The organism is Rhodococcoides trifolii (genome assembly GCF_014635345.1).
Classification (GTDB): domain Bacteria; phylum Actinomycetota; class Actinomycetes; order Mycobacteriales; family Mycobacteriaceae; genus Rhodococcoides; species Rhodococcoides trifolii.
The window spans coordinates 173,985-198,538 of sequence record NZ_BMCU01000002.1 but is presented as its reverse complement, the minus strand read 5'-3'; the positions used below and the strand labels follow the sequence as shown (position 1 = coordinate 198,538).

The 24,554-nt window shown below is 66.8% G+C and carries 22 protein-coding genes and 1 pseudogene; 8 read left to right on the top strand and 15 right to left on the bottom strand.

Features of this window, described 5'->3' with window-relative positions; translation table 11 throughout:
* Positions 1–159: 159 nt before the first annotated feature.
* Positions 160–420, top strand: coding sequence for a 30S ribosomal protein S20 (gene rpsT / locus IEW02_RS07975; RefSeq protein WP_188544291.1), 261 nt, complete (start codon positions 160–162; stop codon positions 418–420).
* Positions 421–497: 77 nt separating this feature from the next.
* Here the strand turns inward: rpsT and holA are convergent, their stop codons facing one another.
* The 11 genes and pseudogenes from holA to IEW02_RS07920 all read right to left on the bottom strand — a co-directional run bounded on the left by holA (position 498) and on the right by IEW02_RS07920 (position 10,449).
* The gene (gene holA, locus IEW02_RS07970; protein WP_229745883.1) at positions 498–1,484 is read right to left on the bottom strand and encodes a DNA polymerase III subunit delta; all 987 of its coding nucleotides are present in this window, start codon (positions 1,482–1,484) and stop codon (positions 498–500) included.
* A gap of 43 nt (positions 1,485–1,527) precedes the next feature.
* Positions 1,528–2,916 (bottom strand): annotated as a pseudogene (locus tag IEW02_RS07965) (ComEC/Rec2 family competence protein); the annotation flags it as partial.
* A gap of 65 nt (positions 2,917–2,981) precedes the next feature.
* Complete coding sequence (locus tag IEW02_RS07960; protein WP_188544289.1) at positions 2,982–3,725, bottom strand: ComEA family DNA-binding protein; 744 nt, start codon at positions 3,723–3,725, stop codon at positions 2,982–2,984.
* Between the two features lie 117 nt (positions 3,726–3,842).
* The gene (locus tag IEW02_RS07955) at positions 3,843–4,109 is read right to left on the bottom strand and encodes a hypothetical protein (protein WP_188544288.1); all 267 of its coding nucleotides are present in this window, start codon (positions 4,107–4,109) and stop codon (positions 3,843–3,845) included.
* A gap of 314 nt (positions 4,110–4,423) precedes the next feature.
* On the bottom strand, positions 4,424–5,128 hold the full coding sequence (gene octT, locus IEW02_RS07950; protein ID WP_188544287.1) for a diglucosylglycerate octanoyltransferase: 705 nt from the start codon (positions 5,126–5,128) through the stop codon (positions 4,424–4,426).
* Positions 5,128–5,703 carry a histidine phosphatase family protein gene (locus IEW02_RS07945; protein ID WP_229745991.1) on the bottom strand — a complete coding sequence of 192 codons (576 nt, stop codon included), beginning with the start codon at positions 5,701–5,703 and terminating at the stop codon, positions 5,128–5,130. Before IEW02_RS07945 ends, octT begins: the two co-directional genes overlap by 1 nt.
* A gap of 53 nt (positions 5,704–5,756) precedes the next feature.
* Entirely contained in the window at positions 5,757–6,152 is a 396-nt protein-coding gene (gene rsfS, locus IEW02_RS07940; RefSeq protein ID WP_188544285.1) for a ribosome silencing factor, read from the bottom strand.
* Complete coding sequence (nadD, locus tag IEW02_RS07935; protein ID WP_268236715.1) at positions 6,153–6,839, bottom strand: nicotinate-nucleotide adenylyltransferase; 687 nt, start codon at positions 6,837–6,839, stop codon at positions 6,153–6,155.
* Between the two features lie 18 nt (positions 6,840–6,857).
* On the bottom strand, positions 6,858–8,273 hold the full coding sequence (locus tag IEW02_RS07930) for a vWA domain-containing protein (RefSeq protein WP_188544284.1): 1,416 nt from the start codon (positions 8,271–8,273) through the stop codon (positions 6,858–6,860).
* Positions 8,273–9,154 (bottom strand): AAA family ATPase, encoded by an 882-nt coding sequence (locus IEW02_RS07925; protein ID WP_188544283.1) that lies wholly within the window; start codon positions 9,152–9,154, stop codon positions 8,273–8,275. The genes IEW02_RS07930 and IEW02_RS07925 overlap by 1 nt, the downstream gene beginning before the upstream one ends.
* A gap of 35 nt (positions 9,155–9,189) precedes the next feature.
* Positions 9,190–10,449, bottom strand: coding sequence for a glutamate-5-semialdehyde dehydrogenase (locus tag IEW02_RS07920; protein ID WP_188545221.1), 1,260 nt, complete (start codon positions 10,447–10,449; stop codon positions 9,190–9,192).
* Between the two features lie 127 nt (positions 10,450–10,576).
* Between IEW02_RS07920 and IEW02_RS07915 the strand changes: the two genes are divergently transcribed.
* Entirely contained in the window at positions 10,577–11,677 is a 1,101-nt protein-coding gene (locus IEW02_RS07915; protein ID WP_188544282.1) for an NADH:flavin oxidoreductase/NADH oxidase, read from the top strand.
* Positions 11,678–11,681: 4 nt separating this feature from the next.
* Here IEW02_RS07915 and IEW02_RS07910 read toward each other — a convergent pair whose 3' ends face one another.
* Both IEW02_RS07910 and IEW02_RS07905 read right to left on the bottom strand, forming a co-directional pair.
* Positions 11,682–14,837, bottom strand: coding sequence for an arabinosyltransferase domain-containing protein (locus IEW02_RS07910; protein ID WP_229745882.1), 3,156 nt, complete (start codon positions 14,835–14,837; stop codon positions 11,682–11,684).
* 169 nt (positions 14,838–15,006) lie between these two features.
* Complete coding sequence (locus tag IEW02_RS07905; protein WP_188544281.1) at positions 15,007–15,945, bottom strand: D-2-hydroxyacid dehydrogenase; 939 nt, start codon at positions 15,943–15,945, stop codon at positions 15,007–15,009.
* Between the two features lie 39 nt (positions 15,946–15,984).
* Here IEW02_RS07905 and IEW02_RS07900 point away from each other — a divergent pair, with 39 nt between their 5' ends.
* Positions 15,985–18,108 carry a RecQ family ATP-dependent DNA helicase gene (locus tag IEW02_RS07900; protein ID WP_188544280.1) on the top strand — a complete coding sequence of 708 codons (2,124 nt, stop codon included), beginning with the start codon at positions 15,985–15,987 and terminating at the stop codon, positions 18,106–18,108.
* Between the two features lies 1 nt (position 18,109).
* Here IEW02_RS07900 and IEW02_RS07895 read toward each other — a convergent pair whose 3' ends face one another.
* Together IEW02_RS07895 and IEW02_RS07890 are read right to left on the bottom strand one after the other, a co-directional pair.
* On the bottom strand, positions 18,110–18,814 hold the full coding sequence (locus IEW02_RS07895) for an SDR family NAD(P)-dependent oxidoreductase (RefSeq protein ID WP_188544279.1): 705 nt from the start codon (positions 18,812–18,814) through the stop codon (positions 18,110–18,112).
* Positions 18,815–18,838: 24 nt separating this feature from the next.
* Positions 18,839–20,293 carry a hypothetical protein gene (locus IEW02_RS07890; RefSeq protein ID WP_229745881.1) on the bottom strand — a complete coding sequence of 485 codons (1,455 nt, stop codon included), beginning with the start codon at positions 20,291–20,293 and terminating at the stop codon, positions 18,839–18,841.
* 207 nt (positions 20,294–20,500) lie between these two features.
* Between IEW02_RS07890 and ectA the strand changes: the two genes are divergently transcribed.
* From ectA to IEW02_RS07865, 5 genes are all read left to right on the top strand, one after another.
* Complete coding sequence (ectA, locus tag IEW02_RS07885) at positions 20,501–21,028, top strand: diaminobutyrate acetyltransferase (protein ID WP_188544278.1); 528 nt, start codon at positions 20,501–20,503, stop codon at positions 21,026–21,028.
* On the top strand, positions 21,025–22,326 hold the full coding sequence (gene ectB / locus IEW02_RS07880) for a diaminobutyrate--2-oxoglutarate transaminase (RefSeq protein WP_188544277.1): 1,302 nt from the start codon (positions 21,025–21,027) through the stop codon (positions 22,324–22,326). Before ectA ends, ectB begins: the two co-directional genes overlap by 4 nt.
* An 11-nt stretch (positions 22,327–22,337) precedes the next feature.
* Complete coding sequence (locus IEW02_RS07875; RefSeq protein ID WP_188544276.1) at positions 22,338–22,736, top strand: ectoine synthase; 399 nt, start codon at positions 22,338–22,340, stop codon at positions 22,734–22,736.
* 16 nt (positions 22,737–22,752) lie between these two features.
* Positions 22,753–23,667, top strand: a complete 915-nt coding sequence (locus IEW02_RS07870; protein ID WP_188544275.1) for a D-isomer specific 2-hydroxyacid dehydrogenase family protein — start codon at positions 22,753–22,755, stop codon at positions 23,665–23,667.
* 83 nt (positions 23,668–23,750) lie between these two features.
* Positions 23,751–24,542: a Sir2 family NAD-dependent protein deacetylase gene (locus IEW02_RS07865; protein WP_229745989.1), complete on the top strand. Its 792-nt coding sequence runs from the start codon at positions 23,751–23,753 to the stop codon at positions 24,540–24,542.
* Positions 24,543–24,554 lie beyond the last annotated feature (12 nt).

Below are 24,554 nucleotides of genomic sequence, written 5' to 3'. Positions count from 1 at the left end.
TGTAAATTTCCCGAAATCACCCAGTGCGTGGGCGGGAGAATTGGACGAGAGCGCTGCCGCTGGTATTCTCGACTGTCGGCGCTCGGAGCGGTTGGTTTCATCACCGCCTGCGCCGCGAAGCTTACGAGTATCAACCGAGCAAACAGAAGGAAATTACGCGTGGCCAACATCAAGTCCCAGGTTAAGCGGATCGGCACCAACGAGCGTCAGCGTCTGCGCAACCAGTCGGTGAAGTCCTCGCTGCGCACCGTCATCCGCTCGTTCCGCGAGGCCACGGCAGAGGGCGACAAGGACAAGGCGCAGACACTGCTGCTGACCGCGAGCAAGAAGCTCGACAAGGCAGCCAGCAAGGGCGTCATCCACAAGAACCAGGCAGCCAACAAGAAGTCGGCTCTCTCGCAGGCCCTGAACAAGCTCTGATCCGAAGTTCGACAACACGGCTCCACGCTCGACGCACCGCCCCGGCACCTCGGCCGGGGCGGCTTTTGTTGTAGACCTCAGCGCTGTGAGCTGAGTTCCGCCACGATTCCCACGGCGCGTTCGACGGCGTAGTCCGCGTCCGCTGCCTGACCCTTCACGTCCGCGTTCAGTGCGGCAACCACCTGCAGCGCGTCGCCGATCCGAGCCGCGTCCCAGTTGCGGGCCTGCGCCTGCGCCTTCTTGATCTTCCACGGCGGCATGCCGAGCTGCGACGCCATCCCGAAGGGATCTCCGCGCCCGGCAGAGCCGACACGGGCGATGGTGTGGACCGCGTCCGCGAGCGCGTCCGCCAGCAGAACGTGGGGCGTTCCTCGCAGCATCGCCCACCGCAGCGACTCCAGCGCGCCGGCGCGGTCACCGCTGACTGCCTTGTCCGCGATGTCGAAACCGGAAATTTCCGCCTTGCCCGAGTAGTAGCGGCGCACCGCGGCGACGTCGACCTTGCCGCCCGTGTCCGAGACCAGTTGCGAGCACGCCGCGGCGAGCTCCCGTAGGTCGGATCCGACGGATTCGACGAGGGTGGTGATGACGTCCGGTGACACCCTGGTCCCGTCGAGGGCCCGAAACTCGGCGCGTACGAAGTCCATTCGCTCACCGGCCTTGGTGACCTTGGCGCACTCGTGCACCACCGCACCCGATTTCTGGAGTGCCCCGACCATGGCTTTCGCGCGGCCACCACCCGAGTGCACGACTACGAGAACGACGCCCTCGGGCGGCGATGCGGCGGTGTCCTGAATCAAGCCGACCGCGTCCTTACCCGCTTCCGCCGCGGCCTCCAGGATCACGACGCGATCTTCGGCGAACAAGGACGGGCTGAGCAGCTCCGAGAGCTCGGACGCGCTGGTGTCGCCTGCGCGCAGCCGATCCACGGGTACGTCGCCGCCCGCGCCGGGCGTCGCGGCCCGCATCGCCGAGACGATTCCCGACACCGCGCGCTCCACGAGAAGCTCCTCGTCGCCCAGAACGAGGTGAAGCGGTTCGGGACGGGCTTGCTGCGAAGTCACGGACCGATCGTGCCACGACGGTCCGACAGAGCAGGACCAGACCGGCAGCCCCGAGCACCCCGACGCCCACCACGACGGCGCCCGTCATGCCGGAGGGCACGGTGATCGACGCGAACGGCATCGACGCCGACACGTCCGCCACCGTCAGCAGCCACCGCAGCGGCGGGCCGGCCGCCCTCGCCAGCACCTCGGCCGCGGGTAGGTAGAGCACCGCGAGGAGGGCGACGGCCGCTCCGATGACCGTGACCGGCCCGACCACCGGAGCCACGAGGACGTTCGCGACCACCGCCACCACACTGAACGATCCGGCCAGCGCGGCCACGATGGGGGCCGTCACCGCGTGCGCCGCACATGCCACCGCCACGGCTGCGGCCACGGGACCGGGAAGTACCCGTTCGAACCGACGCGTCAACATCGGTGCAACGAGAACCAAAGCGGCCGTGGCGGTTACGGACAGTGCAAACCCGAACCCGACGGCCAGGGCCGGGTCCACCGCCAACAGCACGATCACTGCCGCAGCGAGGGCCGGCAGCGCGTGTTTACGCCGTCCGGTCACGAACGCGAGCAGCCCGATCGATCCCATCACCGCCGCGCGCAGCACACTCGGCGAGGGCCTCGCGATCACGACGAAGGCAACGAGGACGACGCCGGCAACGACGGTGGTAGCGCGCGGACCGACCGTGGCCACCCGAGCGGCGATCAGGACGGCCCCGATCAGATACGTGAAATTTGCGCCGGACACGGCCGTCAGATGCGTCAACCCGGCCACAGTGAACGCATCGATGACATCCTGCGGCAGGGCCGACGTGTCCCCCACCACGATGCCTGGCAGCAACCCACCGGCGTCCTCGGCAAGCGCATCGTGCGACGCCGCGGCCAGTCGCTCTCGCACGGTGTGCGCCCACCCCTGAAACCAGACGGGCTGCTCGGTCACCGTCGGAGGACCTGTCGAGCGCACCACCGCCACCGTGAGATCGCGCCGCCGAGGCAGCGCGGCCCGTCCCCGAATTGTGATGTCCTGACCGACGACTGTCGACGCCCAGGACTGCGCCGGCCCGAACACCACGACTCTCCCACCGACGTCGACGGTCTCGGCGCCGATGCGGGCGCTCGTCAGGTCGACTCCGACGACGACCGTGGGTGCGAATGCCGACTGCAGCACTCGCGGGTCGTCGGCGATCGTGCCCGTGAGCGTCACGAACAACCCGTCCGCGGCGGCGGCGCGAAGAGGGTGGGTTTCGACCGCCAAAGCCCGAATCCCCACGCCCACAGCCATACACGCTCCCAGTGCGCCGGCCGCCACGATCACCGTGGCGACGCTCGACCACGTGCGCCGACGGGCCACCACCACGGTCACGACGCACGCGGCGGCAGCGATCCCTGCGCACGCCGCCGCCCACGACGCGCCGAGGACGAACGCGACGAGGCACACAAACCAACACAGAACAGCGGACGGGACCAGACGAGCGTCGAGTGGCGCCGCCTGGACCGGTTCCGTCACGGCGCAACCAGATCCCGGAGCTTCTCGAGTCGCGCCGGTCCGATTCCGTCGACCTCACCGAGCTGGTCCACGCTCGTGAACGGTCCGTTGGCGTCGCGCCACGCCACGATGGACGACGCGGTCACGGGCCCGACACCGGGTAACGCATCGAGGTCGGATTCCGTTGCGTCATTGAGGGACAACGTTTTCCCGGTGCTGTCGTCGGCGTCCCCGCCGCCCGATCCCCCTCCACCCGACGTCCCAGCATTCGACGCCCCGGCACTCGACATCGGTGGTGCCGGCGCCCCGACCACGATCTGGTCCCCGTCCGACACCTTCTGCGCCAGATTGAGGCCGAGCAGGTCGGTCCCCGGAAGTGCGCCACCCCCGGCCAGCAGAACGTCGGCGATTCGGCTGCCCGGCGGCACCGTGACCAGACCCGGCCGCGCGATCGCACCCACCACGCTCACCACCAGGTCCGCGGCCACCGCCGGTTCCGCAGCCTCGGAGGTGGTGACGACAACGGGTAGTGCCGGAACCGGCTGCGACACAGGGTGATCGCGCCAGACGAACCACCCCGCGAGAACGACCGCGGCGACACCGACGCCCACCAGTGCCACCATTCCGCGTCGCCCCGGATCGAGCCTGACCCTTCCGTCGAACCCGTCGTCGGGGTACTCCTCGATGTCCTCGGCGTCCTCCGGTTCCGGCTCGTGCGCGTCGAGCCGACGTCGGACGGGTCGGAGTTCGGACGGTGCCATGGCCACGACTCTAGAAACCGCGGAGTCACACGTGGCGGCGAAAACCGGGCTGCGAGAAAAGCTGTGGATGGACGCCGGGCTGTGGATAGGGAACGGGAACCCGGGCCACCCAGTCCGTCAGGGTGGGCCGATCGTGATGATTCCTGTCGGGTCAGCGCTTCCGATGGGCGATTGGCACAGATAGAACGGTGCGTCCGGAATGGGGCTGCGTTCGTCCGCGAAGTCGCAGGTGAATCCCTCCAACTCGATGTAGCTGTTGCTGTGACCCTGTGAGGCCAGAGTTTGTTGGAAGTACATGGTGGCCACCTCGACTGCGCGCCTGCAGTCGATGGCGCCGACCGAGATACCGACGGGCATGTCCAGGCTGTAGCGCTCGTAACGCACAGTTCCACACTGTCGTGCCGGCCTTTTCACGGTGGGTAAGGGGGTGACTGTTGGGATTGGTGTATCAGTGCTCGTCGACGACGCCGTATCCGGTTGGGCGGGTCGGTCGGCGGATGCGCAGCCGGCGATCACACCGAAGCCGACAGCAACCACGACCAGGGCAACATACCTCCTGACGTGTTCAGCCCCACGATTGACATCGCATCGCCGCGCTGTTCGCACGGCGCCGTTTCCACGAGTTCCGGACACCTGCCGATCGTATCGGCGCGAGCGAGGCCCGACGACGGATCTCCCTACGAGAACCGTGTAGCCGATTACGCCCGCGGCAGGGTCGCCAGCATCGCCTCCGCCACCCGCACGTGCGCGTCCCAACCCCAGTGAATACCGTCGGGGTTGGCGTTACCCGACAGAATGTTTTCCTGCACAGCATCTTTCAGGTCCACCAGCGGAACCCCGTTCGCCGACGCCCACGCCGTGGTCGCTGCCACCGCCGCGGGCCGACCGGCGTGCACCCGACCGTACGCGTCGCATCGATGAATCGACGGCAACGTTCCGATGATCGGGATACCGGGCCGGAGGTTGGTCATCGCAGCCCGGATCTGTTCGAGGTACTCGACGCTCAGTCTCGGCGGCAACGCCACCGGCCGACCCAGATGCGCCAGACGTGGTTGCGCCCAGCCGTACCCGGCTCGTACCACCCGCCGCAGAGCAGGCGGCCGGACGTAGCGGATCTGCTCACGGAACGCCGTCGGCAAGGGAGAGGGAAGCGAATCCATGCCTCCCACACCGAGTATCAGCGCGCCGGCCCGTGGGACCGTCGCCCAGATGCGCGGGTCCTGAGTCACCGCCCACCACGCATCGCGCGCTGTCCACCCGATACGCGCCACCAGCTCGACGTCCCAGTTCAGTTCACGCGCAACGATGTTGGGCCAGATGTCTGGATGGTCGGCCGGTAACCCGCCCTTCGGCCCGTAGTACGCAAGGGAGTCCGCGACGACGAGAAGAACGGGTCGGTCCATTACAGAACGTCGCCCGCCACACGCGCTGCCGCGTTCCATACGTCCAGCCGCCACTGAGCTGCGGACGAGTCGTGCTGCGTCACCTGAACCCAGCTGGCGTTGCCGAGACCGCCCAGGACGGGCCACCGATCGACGGGGAGGTCGAGGAGGGCGGCGGTGAGTGCGGCGATGGTGCCGCCGTGCGCGACGAGGACGACAGGCCGGCTCCCCCAGTCCCCTCGGTCCACCAACTCCTGCACCAACGGCATGGCTCGTCGGGCAACGTCGACGCGGGATTCTCCACCGGGCGGGGCCAGGGACGCGTCGGCACGCCATTCCTCACGCGCACCGGACGCGATGGCGTCGACCTCGAGGTGCGTCATGCCCTGCCAGTCGCCGAGGTGCGTCTCGCGGAGCCGTTCGTCGGTCGTGACCGGCAGCCCGGCGGCGTCGCCGAGTGAGACGGCCGTGTCGAGCGCACGGCTGAGGTCGGACGAGACGATCTGCTGCGGATCGAGTTCGGCAAGATCTCGTGCCGCCTGCTTGGCCTGGCTGCGTCCCAGCTCGGTCAGTTCCGTGTCGAGATGGCCCTGCATGCGATTGGACGCGTTGTATTCGGTCTGCCCGTGGCGCAGGAGGATGAGCCGTCTCAAGCCGGGTCCCCGGCGGCCTCGGTGGGGCGCTCGCCGAGACCGGGAACCTCGATGGTCGGGCAGTCCTTCCACAGTCGTTCGAGTGCGTAGAAGTTGCGCTCGTCGTTGTGCTGGACATGGACCACGACGTCGACGTAGTCGAGCAGCGCCCACCGGCCTTCGCGGGTGCCCTCACGGCGCACCGGCTGGTGGCCGGCCTCGCGAAGCTTCTCCTCGATGTTCTCCACGATGGCGTTGACTTGACGCTCGTTGGGAGCCGACGCGATGACGAAGCAGTCGGTGATCACCAACTGATCGGACACGTCGAGGACCACCACGTCGGCGGCGAGTTTGTCGTCGGCGGCGAGCGCGGCGATTCGCGCGATCTCGGTGGCGTCGGCTGTTGCAGTCACTTAGTTCTTCTCCTGTATCGGTGGGGACATCGTGATGTGCCCGTCGGGGCGGGGCTCGCCGTCGCGGCGATAGAGGTCCCGTTTCGAGATGTACTGCACCACTCCGTCGGGTACGAGGTACCAGACGGGACGATTCTCCCTTGCCCGCAGCCGGCATTCTGTCGACGAGATGGCGAGTGCGGGTATTTCGACCAGCGTCAGGACGTCCTTCGGCAGCCGGGCGAGGTGTTCGGCGAGGTGTTCGGCCCCGAGTTCGAACCCCGGTCGGCTCACGCCGACGAACCGCGCGAGTTCGAACAGTTCCTGCCAGTCCTGCCATCCCAGAATGCTGCTCAGAGCGTCCGCTCCGGTGATGAAGTACAGCTCGGCGTCGGGGTGCTGACTTTTGAGGTCACGCAAGGTGTCGACGGTGTACGTGCTCTTGTCTCGGTCGAGGTCGACTCGGCTGACCGCGAAACGGGGGTTGGATGCCGTCGCGATGACGGTCATGAGGTAGCGATCCTCGGCTGGGCTGACGGTGCGATCGGCCTTCTGCCACGGCCGTCCGGTGGGGACGAAGATCACTTCGTCGAGACCGAACCGGTCGGCCACCTCACTGGCGGCGACGAGGTGTCCGTGGTGGATGGGGTCGAAGGTGCCGCCCATGACCCCGACGCGTCGCGACGGCGCTCCCGGTGGTTCGTTCACAGATAGGCAGCTTACGGCTCACACCGGGAGCAGCCGGGCGACGACCGTCGCAAGCTGCTGGGCGGAGCGGCACTCGTGCATGGTGATGACCTCGCGGTAGACGTCGGCTGCCGAGTCTCCCGAGCCCCACTGCGCCCGTGGTTCCGGGTTGAGCCAGTGCGCGTGCTTGGACACCGCCACCATCTGCGCCAGCGCCGGGAGTTTCGGATCGCGGTAATTCGTTCGGCCGTCGCCGAGCACCAGCAGAGACGAGCGCGGCGTGACCACGTGCAAGTACCGTTCGGCGAACACGGCGAACGAGTTGCCGTAGTCGGAATGCCCGTCGTAGGTGATCAGTTCCGACTCGGCGATCATGCGCGACATCGACGACCCCAGGTCGCCGTCGGAGTCGAAGAATCGCGTCACCTCGTCGGTGGTGTCGATGAACGCGAACACGCGCACGCGGGAGAACTGTTCTCGCAACGTGTGGACCAGCAGCAACGTGAACTGGCTGAAGCCGGCGACAGATCCGGACACGTCGCAGAGCACTACCAGCTCGGGCCGGGCCGGGCGAGGTTTGCGCAGAACGAGATCGATCGGAACGCCGCCCGTGGCCAAGGACTTGCGCAGTGTGCGCCGCATGTCGATGGCGCCCGATCTCGCCCGGGCGCGGCGCGCTGCCAGTCTGCTGGCAAGCAGCCGTGCCAAGGGCGCGACGTTACGTCGCAATGCGGTGAGTTCGGCGTCGGATGCTCGTAGGAAGTCGACCTCTTCGGCCAGGCGCGGCACGCCGTAGGACGCGACGCGCTCACGGCCCAACACTTCGGCGGATCGGCGTCGGGTCTCCTTGCCGATCATCTTCTTGAAGTCGGCGATGCGTACGGCTGCGGTGCGTTTGGCCACCTCCGACTCGTAATCCCCCGACGTCGTGTGGCGCGGTCGATCCGCGCGCCCGAGCAACCCGTCGAGGAGCTTGGAGAGGATCGCGCTGGGCTCGACCTCGCGCAGGGCCTGATACTCGGAGAACGATTCGCCACTGGCCGTCGTGTACTTGCCCAGTTCGTCGACGATGCCGCTCACGAGCCGTTCGGTCAGCGCCATCGCCTCCGCCGATCCTTCCGCGAGGAGTTCGGCGACGATGTCTCGCAGCGCGTCGAGGTCGACGGTTCCGTCGGCCTTCTTGGGCACGGTGACGTCGGGATCGTCGTCCGGTCCCCCGATGCCCGACGGGAACCACAGGTCGAACAGCGCATCGAACGTCGCCCGGTGCGTGGGTTTGCGTAGCAACGAGCAGGCGAGTCCTTCGCGAACCACCTCACGATCGAGCAGGTCGAGCACGGACAGAACCCGACCGGCGTCGACGGTCTCCGACGGACCCACGTCGATTCCGCGCCGACGCAGTGCCTCGACGAAGTCGACGAGGTGCGCGGGCATTCCGTACGCGACCGGCTGCATCAGTTCAACCGAAGTTCGGCGGCGGCGCGCACCTGGTCCGACCGATGCTTGAGCACCACGCCGAGGGTCGAGCGGACGGCATCGTCGTTCAACGTGTCCATGCCGAGCGCGAGCAGGGTGCGGCCCCAGTCGATGGTCTCCGCCACCGAGGGCACCTTCTTGAGTTGCATCTCACGCAGCACGCCGACCGTGCGGACCATCTGCTCGGCGATGGCCTCGGGCAGTTCCGGAACTCGGCTGGCGAGGATGCGCCGTTCGAGATCTGCGTCCGGAAAGTCGAGGTGCAGGAACAGGCAGCGACGCTTCAGCGCCTCCGACAGCTCTCTGGTCGCATTGGACGTCAGCACCGTGAAGGGTCGACGGGTGGCGACGATGGTGCCCAGCTCGGGCACCGTCACCGCGAAGTCGCTCAGCACCTCGAGCAACAGGCCCTCGATCTCGATGTCGGCCTTGTCGGTCTCGTCGATCAGCAGTACCGTCGGTTCGCTGCGCCGGATGGCGGTGAGGAGCGGACGCGTGAGCAGGAACTCCTCGGAGAACACGTCGTGCTTGGTCTCGTCCCACCCCTGACCGGAGCTGGACTGGATGCGCAGGATCTGCTTGGCGTGATTCCACTCGTACAGTGCGCGGGACTCGTCGACGCCCTCGTAACACTGCAAGCGGACCAGCTCGGCATCCGCGCACTGGGCCACCGCGCGCGCCAGTTCCGTCTTGCCGACACCTGCCGGACCTTCGACGAGCAGCGGCTTACCGAGCCGGTCGGCCAGGAAAATCGCTGTTGCCGTTGCCTTGTCGGCCAGATACCCCGTGGTGGCGAGCCGCGAGATGACGTCGTCCACTCCGGAGAAGAACGGAACTGCTTCGGGTGCTACGTGATCCACGATGTCTGCATCTCTCTTGTCGTTGTCTTCGGTGCTCAGACGGGCCGGACGTGGCCGTCGCCCCAGACGATCCACTTGGTGGACGTCAACTCGCGCAGCCCCATCGGGCCGCGGGCGTGCAACTTCTGGGTGGAGATTCCGATCTCGGCGCCGAACCCGAACTGCTCGCCGTCGGTGAAGGCGGTCGACGCGTTGACCATCACGGCGGCCGCGTCCACGCGGGCCGTGAACTCCCGTGCCGCAGCGAGATCGGCGGTGACGATGGCCTCGGTGTGGCCGGTACCGTAGGTGTCGATGTGCGTCACGGCCCCGTCGATACCGGCGACCACGGCGAGCGCGATGTCGTCGGAGAGGTATTCGTCGGACCAGTCGGACTCGGTCGCGGGCACCAAACCCGGAAGCGAACCATGCACCGTCACACCGTGATCGGTCAGCGCCGCGACGAGTCGAGGCACGGCGACGTCGGCAATCGTCTCGTCGATCAGCACGGTTTCCGCGGCGTTGCACACGCTCACCCGACGCGTCTTCGAGTTCAGAAGAATGCGCTCCGCCATGTCCAGATCGGCTGCGGAGTGCACGTAGACGTGGCAGTTTCCGACGCCGGTCTCGATGGTCGGCACCGTCGCGTCGCGCACCACCGCGGAGATCAGTCCGGCTCCCCCGCGGGGAATAGCGACATCGACCAACCCGCGAGCCTGAATCAGGTGTGTGACCGTCGACCGGTCGACACTCGACAGCAGTTGCACTGCATCCGGATTCAGACCCTGTCCGACGAGGGCGGTGCGTAGCACCGCGACGAGCGACTCGTTCGACCTCGCTGCCGACGACGAACCTCGAAGCAGCGCAGCGTTTCCCGACTTGAGCGTCAGCCCGAACGCGTCGACCGTCACGTTGGGCCGCGCCTCGTAGACCATGCCGACCACGCCCAGCGGCACCGCGATCTGACGTGCTTCGAGTCCGTTGGGAAGAGTACTGCCCCGCACCACGTCGCCCACGGGATCGGGCAGGGACGCAACCTGACGTAGACCCGCGGCGATGCCGTCGATCCGATCGGACGTCAGCCGCAACCGGTCGAGCTGCGAGGGCGGCGTCCCGGCCGCGGCGGCGGCATCGATGTCGTCGGCGTTCGAGGCGAGGATCGACGCCGAAGACGCCAGGATCGCGTCGGCCGCCGCGTGGAGAGCTGCATCCTTGGCTGCGCGGGTGAGCAGGGCGAGTTCGCGGGACGCGACACGAGCGCGGCGGGCGGCCGTGTGGACGGCGTCGCGAAGCCCGTTCTCGGTCTCGACCAGCACGTTCTCGTCGGCAGAGGTGGAAGTCACACTCACACAGTAGGCGACTTCCGGTACCTGGACGGAATGCCTCCGGGCTGCGAGCGGTTGGCCCAGAAGGACATGTACCGATTTATGTCGAGGAGCTGATGTGAGCACGTTGTTCGAGCCGCTGACCCTACGCGAGGTCACCTTTCCCAACCGCGTCTGGATGTCGCCGATGTGCCAGTACTCGGCCGACGTCGCTGGACCGAGTGTCGGAACGGTGAACGGCTGGCATCGCACCCACCTGATCAGTCGCGCCATCGGAGGCGCCGGACTGGTGATCACCGAGGCCACCGCGGTCAGCCCCGAAGGGCGAATCACCCCGGCCGACCTCGGGATCTGGAACGACACGCAGGCTCGCGCCCTGGCGGAGATCGTCGCGGAGATCGAGTACTTCGGCAGCGTCCCCGGCATTCAATTGGCGCACGCGGGACGCAAGGCATCCACCGCAGCGCCGTGGCGGGGCGGCACGTCGCTGTCGGCCGACGATTCACTGTCGTGGGAGACCGTCGCGCCGTCCGCAGTGGCGTTCGGCGAGTACGCGACTCCCCGCGAGATGAGCCACGACGACATCGCGAAGGTGATCGACGACTTCCGCGCCGCCACCGAACGCGCGGTCAAGGCCGGGTTCAAGGTCGTGGAGATTCACGGGGCGCACGGGTACCTTCTGCACCAGTTCCTCTCCCCCGCGAGCAACACCCGCACCGACGAGTACGGCGGGTCCTTCGAGGGCCGTACGCGACTCGTGCGCGAGGTGGCCGACGCGGTGCGAGAAACACTTCCGGCAGAACTCGCTCTGTTCGTGCGTGTGTCGGCCACGGATTGGGTCGGCGAAGACAAGGGCGTCGAATCGGAGGCGTGGACCGCCGATCAGACCGTGCTGCTGACCCAGCAGCTCGGTGACCTCGGCGTCGACCTGATCGACGTGTCCACCGGCGGTAACGAGCCACACGCGAAGATCACCACCGGCCCCGGCTACCAGGTCCCGTTCGCACGCCGCATCCAGAACGAGACCGACGTTCCTGCCGCCGCGGTGGGCATGATCACCGAACCGAAGCAGGCCCAGGAGATCGTCGACACCGGCGACGCCGTGGCCGTGTTCCTCGGACGCGAACTGCTGCGCGATCCGTACTGGCCGCGTCGTGCGGCGCGCGAACTCGGTGTGGACATCACCCCGGCGGCTCCCAAGCAGTACGGGCGGGCCTAGCGCCTCAGGACGTCTTGATCGGCCCCGGGCTCCAGAACCCGGACCTCGTCACTTGCGTCACGTCGAGTTGCGCGGGCACTGCCTCGGGGCCGATCGAGGTGTACGCCTCGATGTCGCCCCAGTCGCGGGCCCAGTCGTCCTTCAGGTAGGACGGCATCGATTGCGCCACTTGCAGTCTGTCGATCCATCCCAGCGGTCCGCCGCCGAAATGGTCCTGCCATGCGTTGGTGGACACCGCTCCGGTGCGATCGGGTTTGATGCGGTACTGCGGGATTTCGGCGACACCGTCGTGGTGGGTGATCATGTTCTGGCACGGGAAGTTCATGCCGACCGCCCAGTCCAGCAGTACCGGTGCGGTGGACCCCACCAGATCGTTCAGCGTCTCGGTCTTCGGCACCCTGGGCGGCGTAACCGCCAGCCACTGGTCCGGGTCCAGACTCGGATCGGATGCGACGAGCCGGACGGTGTCGGCGTCGGATGGCAACTGCGACATCGGAACTCGCAGGTTTCGCCAGGACGGTTGCGGTCCGATGTCGATGGGCGTCACCCGACCGAGCGCTGTGACGGTCCCGTCCGGCGCGGTGCGCCCGTATTCGACCTCGAGGTTCTGCCCCGGTGTCACGATGCCGTCCTTGTCGACGCTCCGGATGCGGCCCGCGGCTGCGATGGAGATGATGTCACCGCGTTCGTTCGGCAGGACGTACCAATCCGAAGTCAGCGACGCCGGTGTCGTGGTGCCGAAACTGCCCAGCACCGGAGTGCGCGCCGGATCCAAGCCGAAGGGCAGCGCCACCGAACTGCCGTTCACGCCAGCAACTCCTGCGCCGCCGCCTGTTCCGGCTGATGTGCTGGTGTCCTGATCGGATTGCGACGGATCGTTGGTGACCGAGTTCGCCGTGCCCGCAGCGTCTTCGGACTCGTCCGACGTCAGGTCACCGGCCACGCCGTTCGGGGTGAAGCCGGTCGAGTCGGTGCCCGCCAATCCACCGGCGACGTCACCCGAGATCGGAGTCAGCATCGACGCGTTCGCATCGGTCTCGACCAGAACGTCGTTGGCCAAGCCGCACGAATTGCCCATCAGCGCATCGACATTCGACCGACCCACCGAATATGCCGGGTATTGGGTGACCGCGCCCTTCGCCAGTGAGAGCACCTCGAAGAGCACCACGGCCGCTGCTGCGACCGTGAGCGGCGGGATCTTCCACAGCGTGGCTGTCGGCGTCGCGGGATGCGTGTAGGGCTCGCGCACATGGAAGTACAGCGCTGCGAGCAACGCCAGAACCGTGAGGCCGAGGAAGCCGGTCGACAGACCGTGACCCGAGATGGACGGGGGCTTGTCGAACCACGGCACCCCGTAGCTCGAGACGTACCAGAACCCGTTGGGGCCGCGAAAGTCCAGCGCGAGAAGGAAGAGAATTCCCGACGCGAACAGCAACCGGTTGCGACGCGACCGAACCACCGACGGACCGACCGCGACAGCCAGCAGGACCGCCATCGACCCGGCCAGGCCCGCGTACACCCCGAAGTGGTGTGTCCACTTGGTCGGCGTCCACATCATGAGCAACATGGCGCCGATGGTGATGCCGATCAGGCGCCGCGCGGGGCCGCCGGCGGTTCCGGGGATTCGCCCGTGCTTGCGCAGCATGACGGCAATGGTCAGGACGATCGCGGTCACCAGCACGAACACGCCGAAGCGGCGGGCCACCGATCCGTCCGGGGTGGGGTTCATCAAGTACTGGTAGCGAAGATATTCGTCGAACCAGGCCACGTTGGGCCCGGCTGCTTCGTGCGACGCCTGCATCACCGGGACCGTCGCGAACGGTTGATCGGCGAAGACTGCGACCAGAACCGCGGTACCCGACGCAATCAGAGGCAGCACCACCGCGAGAAGGCCCGAGTCACGGGCCCGGTCGGTGACGATCCGCACGATCGGGCGAAGTCCGGCGATCAGCGGTGCGAGACAGATCAGTCCCGACGGACCCGCCGTCAAGGTGAAAGCAGCGGTCAGGATGGCGGTCGCAGCGGGCAGCAGTCTGTGGGTCGCAATGGCCCGTTCGACCGAACACCACGTGAGCAGAACACCCATCGCGACCACGGGTTCGGGACGTAGTCCGTTGTTGTACGGCAGCCAGAAGGCGAGGAACACCAGCGCGCCGGTCCATAGCGGTATGCGTGCGGTCCGGGAAGCTCGTCCCAGTCTCGGAACCACTTCGCGGCTGATCACGAGCCAGGTCACGATCCCCGCGATCAGAGCCGGGATGCGCATCCAGACACTGGCCGCCGTCACCTTGGTCATCAACGCGAGAAGGTCGTAGTAGGGCGTGCCGAACGGGGTCTCGGGCACACCGAAGTAGCGGAAGAAGTTCGACATGTAGCCGGCGCCCTCCGACACGCGAGCCATGCCGAGGAGGTAGCCGTCGTCGGCGGTGTTGGCGCCGATGACGTGCCATACCAGCAAGGTGCCGACGACGACTGCGTCGGCGACACCGAACTTCCACCATCCGGAGGGAAGGAATCGGCGTGCACGCCGACCGTCGAGCGAATCGATTCGGTGCAGAGCGATGAGCGCAACCAGTGTCGCCAGGACCCCGACGATCATCGCCAGCAGTTTCAGTACCGTGGGCGTGGACGTGAACCGGCTGTCGATGTTCGCTGTGGCCTGCATCCCCGCGGGGACTGTCTGCAGATCGGTGAAGATTCCGGACAGCTGCGGCCGCTCGTCGCCAGCACGAACGACGGGCTCCTGCCCGGTCAGCGTCACCGTGGTGGCCGAGGACGTCGACTCGATCGTCAGCGAGCACCCGGCTGGGAGCTCGCTGACAGGAACCGACAGGAGCGCGGTGTTGCGCTGAACGACATTCAGCGTCGACTCCGACACCGACACGATCAGTCCGTACCGCTCGGCATCCGGTGAGTTCTGGGGATTGGTCGACAGCACCAGCCCGTCCTGCGTCGCTGCCGCGCAGGGAATCGTCGCGTCGAACGACGTCGGCGTGTACTCGATGAGGGGTGCGGTGACGCTGGCGGCCGAATCGTTCTGCGGCCAGTTCAGCGTGGTCTCGTCGGTGGAAACGGGGAGGAACGGCACTGCGACGGTGAGAACGATCCCGACGATCGCCGCCACTATGGCGACAAGCCGAGGTGTAATTCGTTCCCGCACGCTGCCTCCCGGCTCCGATTCCGATTGCCCGAGGCAACGTACCAGCAGGGACGAGAGTGGTTCCTGAGACAAGGGGGGTCCGGCTGGGCTGTTGGGCCGGGGCCGGGGCTGGGGCTGGGGCTGGGCGTGCACAAGTCGGCCGAGACGCCGGGATCGAATTACGACCACCTCACCCCGGTACGAACCCCAGACCCTTGTCCACCACGTTCACCAGCTCATCCCCCGCCCGATACCGCGTGAGGTTGGCGAGAAACACCTCCGCCATCCGGTCCTGCCACCCGCGTACGTCACCGCTCATGTGTGGGGTGAGGAGGACGTTCGGCAACTCCCACAACGGGTGATCGCTCGGCAGTGGCTCGGTCTCGAACACGTCGAGCGCCGCCGCAGCGATGTGGCCTCTTCGAAGCCCGTCCACCAGGGCAGAGGTATCGAGTAGTTCACCGCGCCCGACGTTCACGATTCGCACTCCGGGTCGCGTCGCAGCAAGCACCTCGGCTCCAACCAGTCCGCGAGTGCCCGCGGTCAGGGGCGCCACCAGGATCAGGTAGTCGAACGCCCCGACGACGTCGACCAGCGACGAACTGGCGTGGACAGTTCCGAAATCGGGATCCGTGCGTTCGGACCGGCCCACACCGGCGACGTTCATCCCCACGGCGGACAACATCTTGGCTATCGCACGGCCGATGCTCCCCGTTCCGACCACGAGCGCGGACGACCCGTCGATGCGATCGGTCTCGCGGTGACGCCACTCGCGACGACGGGTCAGGGCAACCGACGTCAGGGTGTCCTTGGCCATCGAAAGAACTGATCCGAGCACGAACTCCGCGATCGGTCGGTCGAAGACTCCGCGCGAATTGGTCACCGTCACATCGGAATCGCGTAGTTCGCGGAAGAGCACTGCGTCCACACCGGCCGCCGCGACGTGAACCCAGCGCAAGGCGTCGCAGCGGTCGAACACCGTCTCGAGAACCCCGTGGTACGAGTCCCAGAGCAGGAGCGCGTCGGATCCCTCCACCACCTCGGCGAGGTTCGCCGACGTGGCGTGCCGAGCCTCGACGGATCGGAGCCTCGGCGGCAACTCCCCCTCCTGCAGAACCGTCAGAATCATCGGTCCAGGTTGTCAGACGCAGCCGATACTGTTCCCCACATGACCACCGAGCGATCCGGCCGGCCTCCGGCCTTCCCGCAATTGCGTGACCGCGCGGAAGAGCTGCTGCGTGATCTCGCCGGACCGTCCGCCGTCCTCCGAGACGATCAGTGGACGGCCATCGAGGCTCTGGTCGTGCACCACCGCCGCGCGCTGGTCGTCCAACGCACCGGATGGGGAAAATCCGCGGTCTACTTCATCTCTGCGCGTCTGCTGCGCGAACAGGGACTGGGCCCGACGGTCATCGTGTCCCCACTTCTCGCACTGATGCGCAACCAGGTCGCCGCGGCGGAGCGAGCCGGCGTCAAAGCCGCAACCATCAACTCGGGAAACGTGACCGAGTGGGACGAAGTGCACGCCAAGGTCAACGCTGGTGAGCTCGATGTTCTGCTCGTGAGCCCCGAGCGACTCAACAACCCCGACTTTCGAGACCAGGTTCTGCCGTCCCTGAGTGCGGACGCCGGACTCGTCGTCGTGGACGAGGCCCACTGCGTCTCGGACTGGGGCCACGACTTCCGCCCCGATTACCGAAGAATCCGTACCCTGGTGGCCGAATTGCGTGACGGCATACCGGTTCTCGCGACCACGGCCACGGCCAACGACCGGGTGGTCGACGACGTGGCCGCACAGCTCGGGGTCGGTGGCGCCGACACCACCATCCTGCGCGGCGGGCTCGAGCGGGAATCGCTGCACCTGTCCGTCGTGCGCATTCCGGACCCCACCGCGCGCATGGCGTGGCTTGCCGAGCACCTCGAGTCGCTTCCGGGATCGGGCATCGTCTACACGCTCACCGTCGCCGCAGCCAACGATCTGGCGGCACTGTTGCGTGACCGCGGGCTGACCGTCGCCGCCTACACCGGGCAGACCGATCCCGCGGAACGCGAAGTGGCAGAGCAGGATCTGCAGGAGAACCGCGTCAAGGCCCTCGTCGCGACGTCGGCACTCGGGATGGGTTTCGACAAACCCGACCTCGGCTTCGTGGTTCACGTCGGGGCACCGTCGTCACCCATCTCCTACTACCAGCAGGTCGGTCGCGCCGGTCGCGCCACCGATCGCGCGGAGGTCGTACTGCTCCCCGGTCCGGAGGATCGACAGATCTGGAGTTACTTCGCCTCGGTCGCGTTCCCACGCGAGCACGTGGTGCGGCGTGTGTTGGAGGTACTCGATTCGGAGAAGCCGCAGTCCACGCAGGCGCTGGAACCGATGGTCGAGCTCAATCGCACGCGGCTCGAGATGGTGCTGAAGGTTCTCGACGTGGACGGCGCCGTTCACCGCGTGAAAGGCGGCTGGCTCGGAACCGGACAGCCGTGGACGTACGACCAGGAGCGCTACGAACGCCTGGACGAGGCGCGTCTGTCCGAGCAGCGCGCCATGATCGAGTACGAGAACACCTCGGAGTGCCGTATGGCGTTTCTACGACGTCAACTCGACGATCCGGGGCTGACCGGCGACCCGGAGCAGGACAAGTGCGGTCGCTGCGACAACTGCACCGGCGCAACGTATTCCGTCGATGTCGACGACGCTGCACTGGAGTCGACGCGCAAGCGACTCGACCGACCCGGCCTCGACCTGCCGTTCCGCAAGCAGTGGCCCACGGGCCTGAAGAAGGTCGGCGTTCAGCTCTCGGGCAAGATCACCGACGGCCCCGAGACCGGTCGGGTTCTGGGTCGCATGTCCGACCCCGTGTGGGGGCCCCGACTTCGAGCGTTGGTCGACGGGCCGGACGAACCGGCACCCGACGCGCTCGAGAAAGCGTGCATCACCGTCCTCGCCAACTGGACGTGGGACGAACGACCCACGAGCGTCATGGTGATGGACACCCCGGGTCACCAGGTTCTGCTGCGCGACCTCGGTGAGCGTCTGAGCTCGGTGGGTCGGCTGACGAATCTCGGTGTCCTGCACGTGCGCCCGGATCTACCGCCGGTGTCTGCCGCGAATTCCGCGTTCAAGGTTGCGGGACTGGTCGACGCATTCGATCCACCCGACCTGACCGGTGTCGAGGGCCCGATCCTGTTGCTGGATCTGCTGTCCGACACCGGGTGGACTCTCACCATGGCAGCGCGGGCTCTCCGGCACGCCGGAGCGGACGCAGTGCTGCCCTTCGCACTCGCAACCCCGAAGTGAATTACCCGACAGCCCTGGTCCGGTAGGTCGGTCGAGGCCGGTCCTGGGCGACACCGAGCGACGTGCCCGTCATGGAACGCGCCAGATCCGAGGCCGCGAACGCCGCGACGGTACCGACGTCGTCGAGCGGAACCGTCTCTCCCACCCCGGCGCTGTCGATGGTCAGCACCCGAATCCCCTTCGGCGCCAACTCGTCCGAGAGTTGGCACCGCATCACGTCGAGGGCACCGAGGGCCACCTGGAAACCCCCGAGATGGGACTGCTCGCCGCTGGACGAATGACCGAACATCAGAATGACACCGGACTCCTGACACTTCATGTGGCGAGCCGCGGCGCGAGTGGTGATGAACTGCGACCGGATGGCGTTCAGGATGGGGCGCTCGAAATCGCGAAGCTCCATGTCGGCGAGTGGGATTCCTCGTACGTCGTCCAGCGCCATCAGGTTGAACGAGATGTCGACGCTTCCCGAGCAGGCGGCCATGATGTCGACGTGCTCGTCCACGTCCACCTCGTCGAGAGCGTCGACGAGTGCAGCTTCCGCCTTGCCACCGAACGCCTGGATCTTCTCGACGACGGTGGTCATGGTGGACAACGTGCGCCCGGCCAGGTGAACCTTCGCGCCCTCACGGGCGAACGCCATGGCAACCGCGGTGCCGATCCTGCCTGCACCGCCGTAGATGACGGCGTTCTTGCCCTCGAGAAGCACTCGGCCTCCTGCTGCTGTGTGCCCCTACGGTACGGAGGAAGCCAGCTCCTCGTCCCGGGTTTCGGGTACCGATTCCTCGGCGGACACCTTCGACGTGTGCGCCGACCGGACGGCTTGCGCCACAGCGATCGTCGCCCCGGCCACCACCGCGCACACCAGAGTCCGCACGCCCGCTCCCGACTGGGCAATCTCACCGAGCGCCGTGACCACCTGCCCCAGCGGGAGGAACGAGGCGAGGTGGGCTCCCGTCTGCCAGAACGCCGCACCGGCCACACCACACACCACAAGCTGAACCCCGGCCGCGACGAGCAGGACGATTCGTCCGGTCCACTGGCCTGCCACCGCGATCACCGCGCGGCCCGCCGCCACGAGAGCCGCCGCCCACACGGCCAACACCACAACGGCGGCGGCGAGCGCCCCGCCGGTCAGATCGTCCTGGGCGAACCACAACACCACCGCGGCCGACACGGCGATCCCCGCCGTCACCAGAACCGGGAACCGTTCGCGAACCACCCGCAGCGAGACCGCGACGGCCGCACCGACCAGGAGCAACGCGCTCACCATGTACGGCCAGTCCGGCAGCGCAGGCCGCACCACGAACGTAGACGGAGCAGTTGGGTCCGCGGCGATCCGATTGGCCGGCGGCAGCGACGCCGACGCATCGGAGATGTCCGACTGCACTCCGCTGATGACCCCGGCCATCGGCCCGGTTCCGTCGACCAGCTGACCGGTTCCGTCGACCAGGCGATTGCCTCCGTCGTCGAGCTTCACGAGGCCGTCGCGCAACGCGGCCGACCCTTCGGTTGCGCGCACGATCCCGTCGACGAACTCCGACTTGGGGTCGCTCAGCTGGTACGCCAGGGTCCGCGCCCCGGTCTTGAGTTCCTGGAGCTGGTTCATCACATCGCCGCCCAACCCCTGCGTGCGCAACATCGTCTGCACGGTCGTGAGCTGGTCGATCGCACCCTTCGCGGCCGGATCGGTGCTGGCGGCCAGTGTCTCGATGGACTGTTGCACGATCAGATCGACCTGGCCCTGCACGGCGCCGAGACCGGTCAGTGAGTCGACGACCTTGTCGACACCGCCGCTGACTTTCGTCGAACCGTCGCCGAGCGCCCATACGCCTTCGCGAAGCTGGGTCATGCCGTCGGCGAGCTCGCCCGAGCCGTCCTTCGCTTGGTGCAGACCGTCGGACAGTTGGTGGGCACCGTCGTCGAGTTGCTTGCCGCCGTCGGTCAGTTTCGCGAGACCACCGCTGAGAAGGCCGAGCGGCAGGGTCGTCGAGGCCAACGACTTTCGGGTGTCGGCGAGGGGGTCTCCGGACGAGGACGCCGGTGCAGCCGTCACCGTGGCCGCGGGTACCGGATTCGAGGCGAACCACACGCCCGCCGCGAGCGCTGGAACGACGATCGCGAGCACGAGGGCAACCGGGGAGAGCAAGACGGCGACGACTCGGGCCACCACGTTCGAGTTCCTCATAATGGCTTCGGACGTTAGTTGCTGCTCACAGCCGTTTCGGGGTGCCTCGCCGTGACGAATGGCAACGATTTACGACCGTTCTTGTCGGCGGCGGGTGGTGAACAGCTTCACACACCCCAGTCGTACTGGCGGTATGGCGGGTATTCGGGTGTCCGTTTTCGGGTGAACCTGACATTGCGCGTCCACCTCGTTACGTTCGAATGGATTATGACGCCCGTGTTACCGAGAGCGACCCCGACCACATCCCCTTCCATCGATTTTCGCGAACCGACCAAAGCCGACGGAATTCGGCTCTGGGAGATCGCACGAGATTCCTCCGTCCTCGACGTCAATTCCAGTTACGCCTATGTGCTGTGGTGTCGCGATTTCGCTCGAACGTCCATCGTTGCCGTTGCCGACGATCGGGTGACGAGCTTCGTCACCGGATACATCCGCCCCGAGTCCCCGACGACCCTGTTCGTGTGGCAGGTTGCCGTCGATGCCGATCAGCGCGGTAAAGGGTTGGCGGGCAGCATGCTCGGCCAGCTGGTGTCCACAGCGAGGTCTCGAGGGGTGACACACCTCGAGACGACGATCAGCCCGGACAACGGGGCTTCCATTGCGTTGTTCACAGCGCTGGCCCGCCGAACCGGTACCGGAATCGAGCGGCGAGACCTGTTCGACACCAACGACTTTCCCGACGCACACGAGCCCGAGCACCTGTACACGATCGGCCCGTTCAGCGTGGCCCCATGATCGATACGACCCCGACCGAGAGGAACGCACCCGTGACAGTCACCACCGAGGCACCGTCGATATTCTCCACCCGCGAGTCGCAGGTCCGCAGCTACAGCGAGCAGTGGCCGGCCGTCTTCGACACCGCACAGGGGTCGTGGATCACCGACGAGGGCGGCCGTAGGTACCTCGACTTCTTCGCCGGCGCAGGAGCTTTGAACTACGGCCACAACAATCCCGTTCTCAAGTCCGCGCTGGTCGACTACATCATGCGGGACGGCATCACCCATGGGCTCGACATGTCGACCGTCGCCAAGCGCGAATTTCTCGAGATCTTCGAGAAGAACATCCTGACCCCCCGCGGACTCGACTACAAGGTTCAGTTCCCTGGCCCGACTGGTACCAACACCGTCGAAGCAGCGCTGAAACTCGCTCGCAAGGTGACCGGCCGTGAATCGATCATCAACTTCACGAACGCATTCCACGGAATGACGCTCGGCGCCTTGTCGGTGACGGGTAATTCGATGAAGCGTGCCGGCGCGGGAATCCCCCTCGTGCACGCCACTCCGATGCCGTTCGACAACTATTTCGGTGGCGCCACGGACGACTTCCAATGGATGGAGCGCGTTCTCGACGATTCGGGAAGCGGCATGAACCGTCCGGCCGCGGTGATCGTCGAGACCGTCCAAGGCGAGGGCGGCGTGAACGTCGCGCGAGTGGAATGGCTGAAGGCGCTGGCGGAGCTGTGCTCGTCGCGGGGGATCCTGCTGATCGTCGACGACGTTCAAATGGGCTGCGGCCGCACCGGGCCTTTCTTCTCGTTCGAGGTCGCGGGCATCACCCCCGACATCGTGACGCTCTCGAAGTCGATCGGCGGCTACGGAATGCCGATGGCCCTCACCCTGTTCAAGCCCGAACTCGACGTCTGGGGCTCCGGCGAGCACAACGGCACCTTCCGCGGCAACAATCCTGCATTCGTCACCTCGGCCGCGGCCATCGATCACTACTGGTCGGACGACTCTTTCGAGAAGGCGACACTGGCGAAGGGTGAGCGTATCCACGACTCGTTCATCGACCTGTCCACCCGCTTCGACGGCGTCAGCGCCCGCGGCCGAGGAATGGTGCAGGGCCTTGTCTTCGCCGATTCCGAGAAGGCCGGAAAGGTTGCGTCGCTCGCGTACGAGAACGGCTTGCTGGCCGAGACGTCCGGCCCCAGTGACGAGGTCGTCAAATTGCTACCCCCGTTGACCATCAGCGAGGAGGATCTGCTGCACGGCCTGGACATCCTTGCCGATGCCACCGCCGTCGTCTGCTCCTGAAAGGACATCACATGATCGTTCGCACCACGAAAGAAATCACCGGCACCGATCGCGACATCGCCAGCGACGACGGTCAGTGGGTCAGTAAGCGCATCGTTCTCGGCGGAGACAAAGTCGGGTTCTCGTTTCACGAGACCACGATTGCGGCCGGCACGGTGAACAACTTTCACTACGCCAACCACGTCGAGGCCGTGTGGCTCGTCGAGGGTGAGGGAACGCTGACCGATCGCGAGACCGGCGAGACGTACGAACTCGGGCCCGGTTCGATGTATCTGCTCGACGGCCACGAACGCCATACCGTCGAGCCGCGCACCGAGATGCGAATGCTGTGCGTGTTCAACCCGCCGGTAGTAGGCAACGAGCGCCACGACGAGAACGGGGTCTACCCACTCGTCGAAGTTCCCGCGTAGGCAATAGGCTCGAACGGTGTCCGCTCCCCTGATTGCCCTGCAAGAGAACATCGGTGCAGAACTCACCGATGCAGTGACCAGTGGAGGCGGCACCGTCGTCCCACTGGACGACGCCGATGCCCTCGTCTGGAAGACGGGGCCGCAGGACTTTCCGACGCTCCCCGCGAACGTCCGCTGGGTCCAGCTCGGGTCGGCGGGCGTCGAGCAATGGGGCGACGAGATCGCGAAGCATCCCGACGTCACCTTCACCTCGGCCGCCGGGGCCTACTCCGACATCATCGCCGAGCACGCGCTCATGATGCTGCTGGCCGGCGTGCGCACCCTTCCGGCGCACCTCGCCGCAACGTCCTGGCAGAACGCCGAGCTCGCCGACGGTGTCGGCACCCTGCGCGGATCGACGGTCACGATCGTCGGAGCAGGAGGCATCGGCCGCTCTCTCATCTCGATGCTGGCTCCGCTCGGCGTCACGTCGATCGCCGTCAACCGGTCGGGCCGCGACGTCCCCGGCGCTACGCGTACGGTCACGGCGGACGAACTCGACGAGGTGTGGGACGACACCGATCACGTCGTGATCGCTGCACCCGCCACCGCCGAGACGGCCCACATCGTCGGGGCGGATCGTCTGCACCGTCTGAAGGCGCACTCGTGGGTCGTCAACATCGCCCGCGGATCACTCGTCGACACCGACGCGCTCGTCGAGGCCCTGCGCACCGGAACGATCGCCGGGGCCGGTCTGGACGTGACCGACCCCGAACCGCTGCCGGACGGGCACCCGTTGTGGACGATGCGCAGCGCCATGATCACGCCCCACGACTCCAACCCGACCGGCCCGCGCACCGCCGCCCTGGCTCGCCACGTGGAGGCCAACGTGGCACGGTTCGCGGCGGGTGAGCCCCTTGCCGCGGTGGTCGATCGCGACGCCGGTTACTGACCGCGCCTACTCTGGAGTACGTGACGTCGTCCACCACCAGTAGGGTTCCCGACCGGCCCCGGGCCGACTCGCAGGTTTCCACGTTGGCCGACGCGTTCGCCCACGGCGGTGTCGTCGCCCTGACCGGTGCCGGCATGTCCACGGACTCCGGTATCCCCGATTACCGCGGGCCCGATTCGCCACCGCGCAACCCGATGACGATCCAGCAGTTCATGTCCAGCCCCGAGTTCCGACGCCATTACTGGGCACGCAACCATGTCGGGTGGCGCCACATGGACGCCGCGATGCCCAACGCCGGTCACCGCATGCTGGCCGAGCTCGAAGCGCGCGGGGTGGTCCACGGAGTCATCACGCAGAACGTGGACATGCTGCACACGAAGGCGGGCAGCCGCACGGTGATCGACCTGCACGGCGTCTACGGCCGCGTTCGCTGTCTCGGGTGCGAGCGCTTGGTCTCACGGATCGAACTCGACGAGCGCCTCACCCGGGCCAATCCCGGATTCGCCGAGACGGTCACACCGGCGGACGGTGTCGAAATCGCCCCCGACGCCGACGCGATCATCTCCAGTACCGAGCACTTTCGGATGGTCGACTGCGAGGTGTGCGGCGGAATCCTGAAGCCGGACATCGTCTATTTCGGCGACAGCGTGCCGAAGCCGCGTGTACGGGCTGCGTTCGACCTCGTCGATTCCGGGTCGTCGTTGGTGGTGCTGGGTTCCTCGCTCACCGTCATGTCCGGTTTACGCTTCGTCCGTCATGCGCGGAAGACCGGCAAACCCGTCTTCATCGTCAATCGAGGTGCGACCCGCGGCGACGATATCGCGACACTCAAGATCGAGGCCGGTTGCGCGGAGGTCCTTGCCTCCGTCATGTGACTAGAGTGACCG

Excerpts from the sequence above, each read along its gene's own strand:
- IEW02_RS07960 (WP_188544289.1), bottom strand. The coding sequence starts at position 3,725 with ATGGCACCGTCCGAACTCCGACCCGTCCGACGTCGGCTCGACGCGCAC.
- octT (WP_188544287.1), bottom strand. The coding sequence starts at position 5,128 with ATGGACCGACCCGTTCTTCTCGTCGTCGCGGACTCCCTTGCGTACTAC.
- IEW02_RS07945 (WP_229745991.1), bottom strand. The coding sequence starts at position 5,703 with ATGCAGGGCCATCTCGACACGGAACTGACCGAGCTGGGACGCAGCCAG.
- IEW02_RS07930 (WP_188544284.1), bottom strand. The coding sequence starts at position 8,273 with ATGCAGCCGGTCGCGTACGGAATGCCCGCGCACCTCGTCGACTTCGTC.
- IEW02_RS07905 (WP_188544281.1), bottom strand. The coding sequence starts at position 15,945 with ATGATTCTGACGGTTCTGCAGGAGGGGGAGTTGCCGCCGAGGCTCCGA.
- IEW02_RS07900 (WP_188544280.1), top strand. The coding sequence starts at position 15,985 with ATGACCACCGAGCGATCCGGCCGGCCTCCGGCCTTCCCGCAATTGCGT.
- IEW02_RS07890 (WP_229745881.1), bottom strand. The coding sequence starts at position 20,293 with ATGAGGAACTCGAACGTGGTGGCCCGAGTCGTCGCCGTCTTGCTCTCC.
- ectA (WP_188544278.1), top strand. The coding sequence starts at position 20,501 with ATGACGCCCGTGTTACCGAGAGCGACCCCGACCACATCCCCTTCCATC.
- ectB (WP_188544277.1), top strand. The coding sequence starts at position 21,025 with ATGATCGATACGACCCCGACCGAGAGGAACGCACCCGTGACAGTCACC.
- IEW02_RS07875 (WP_188544276.1), top strand. The coding sequence starts at position 22,338 with ATGATCGTTCGCACCACGAAAGAAATCACCGGCACCGATCGCGACATC.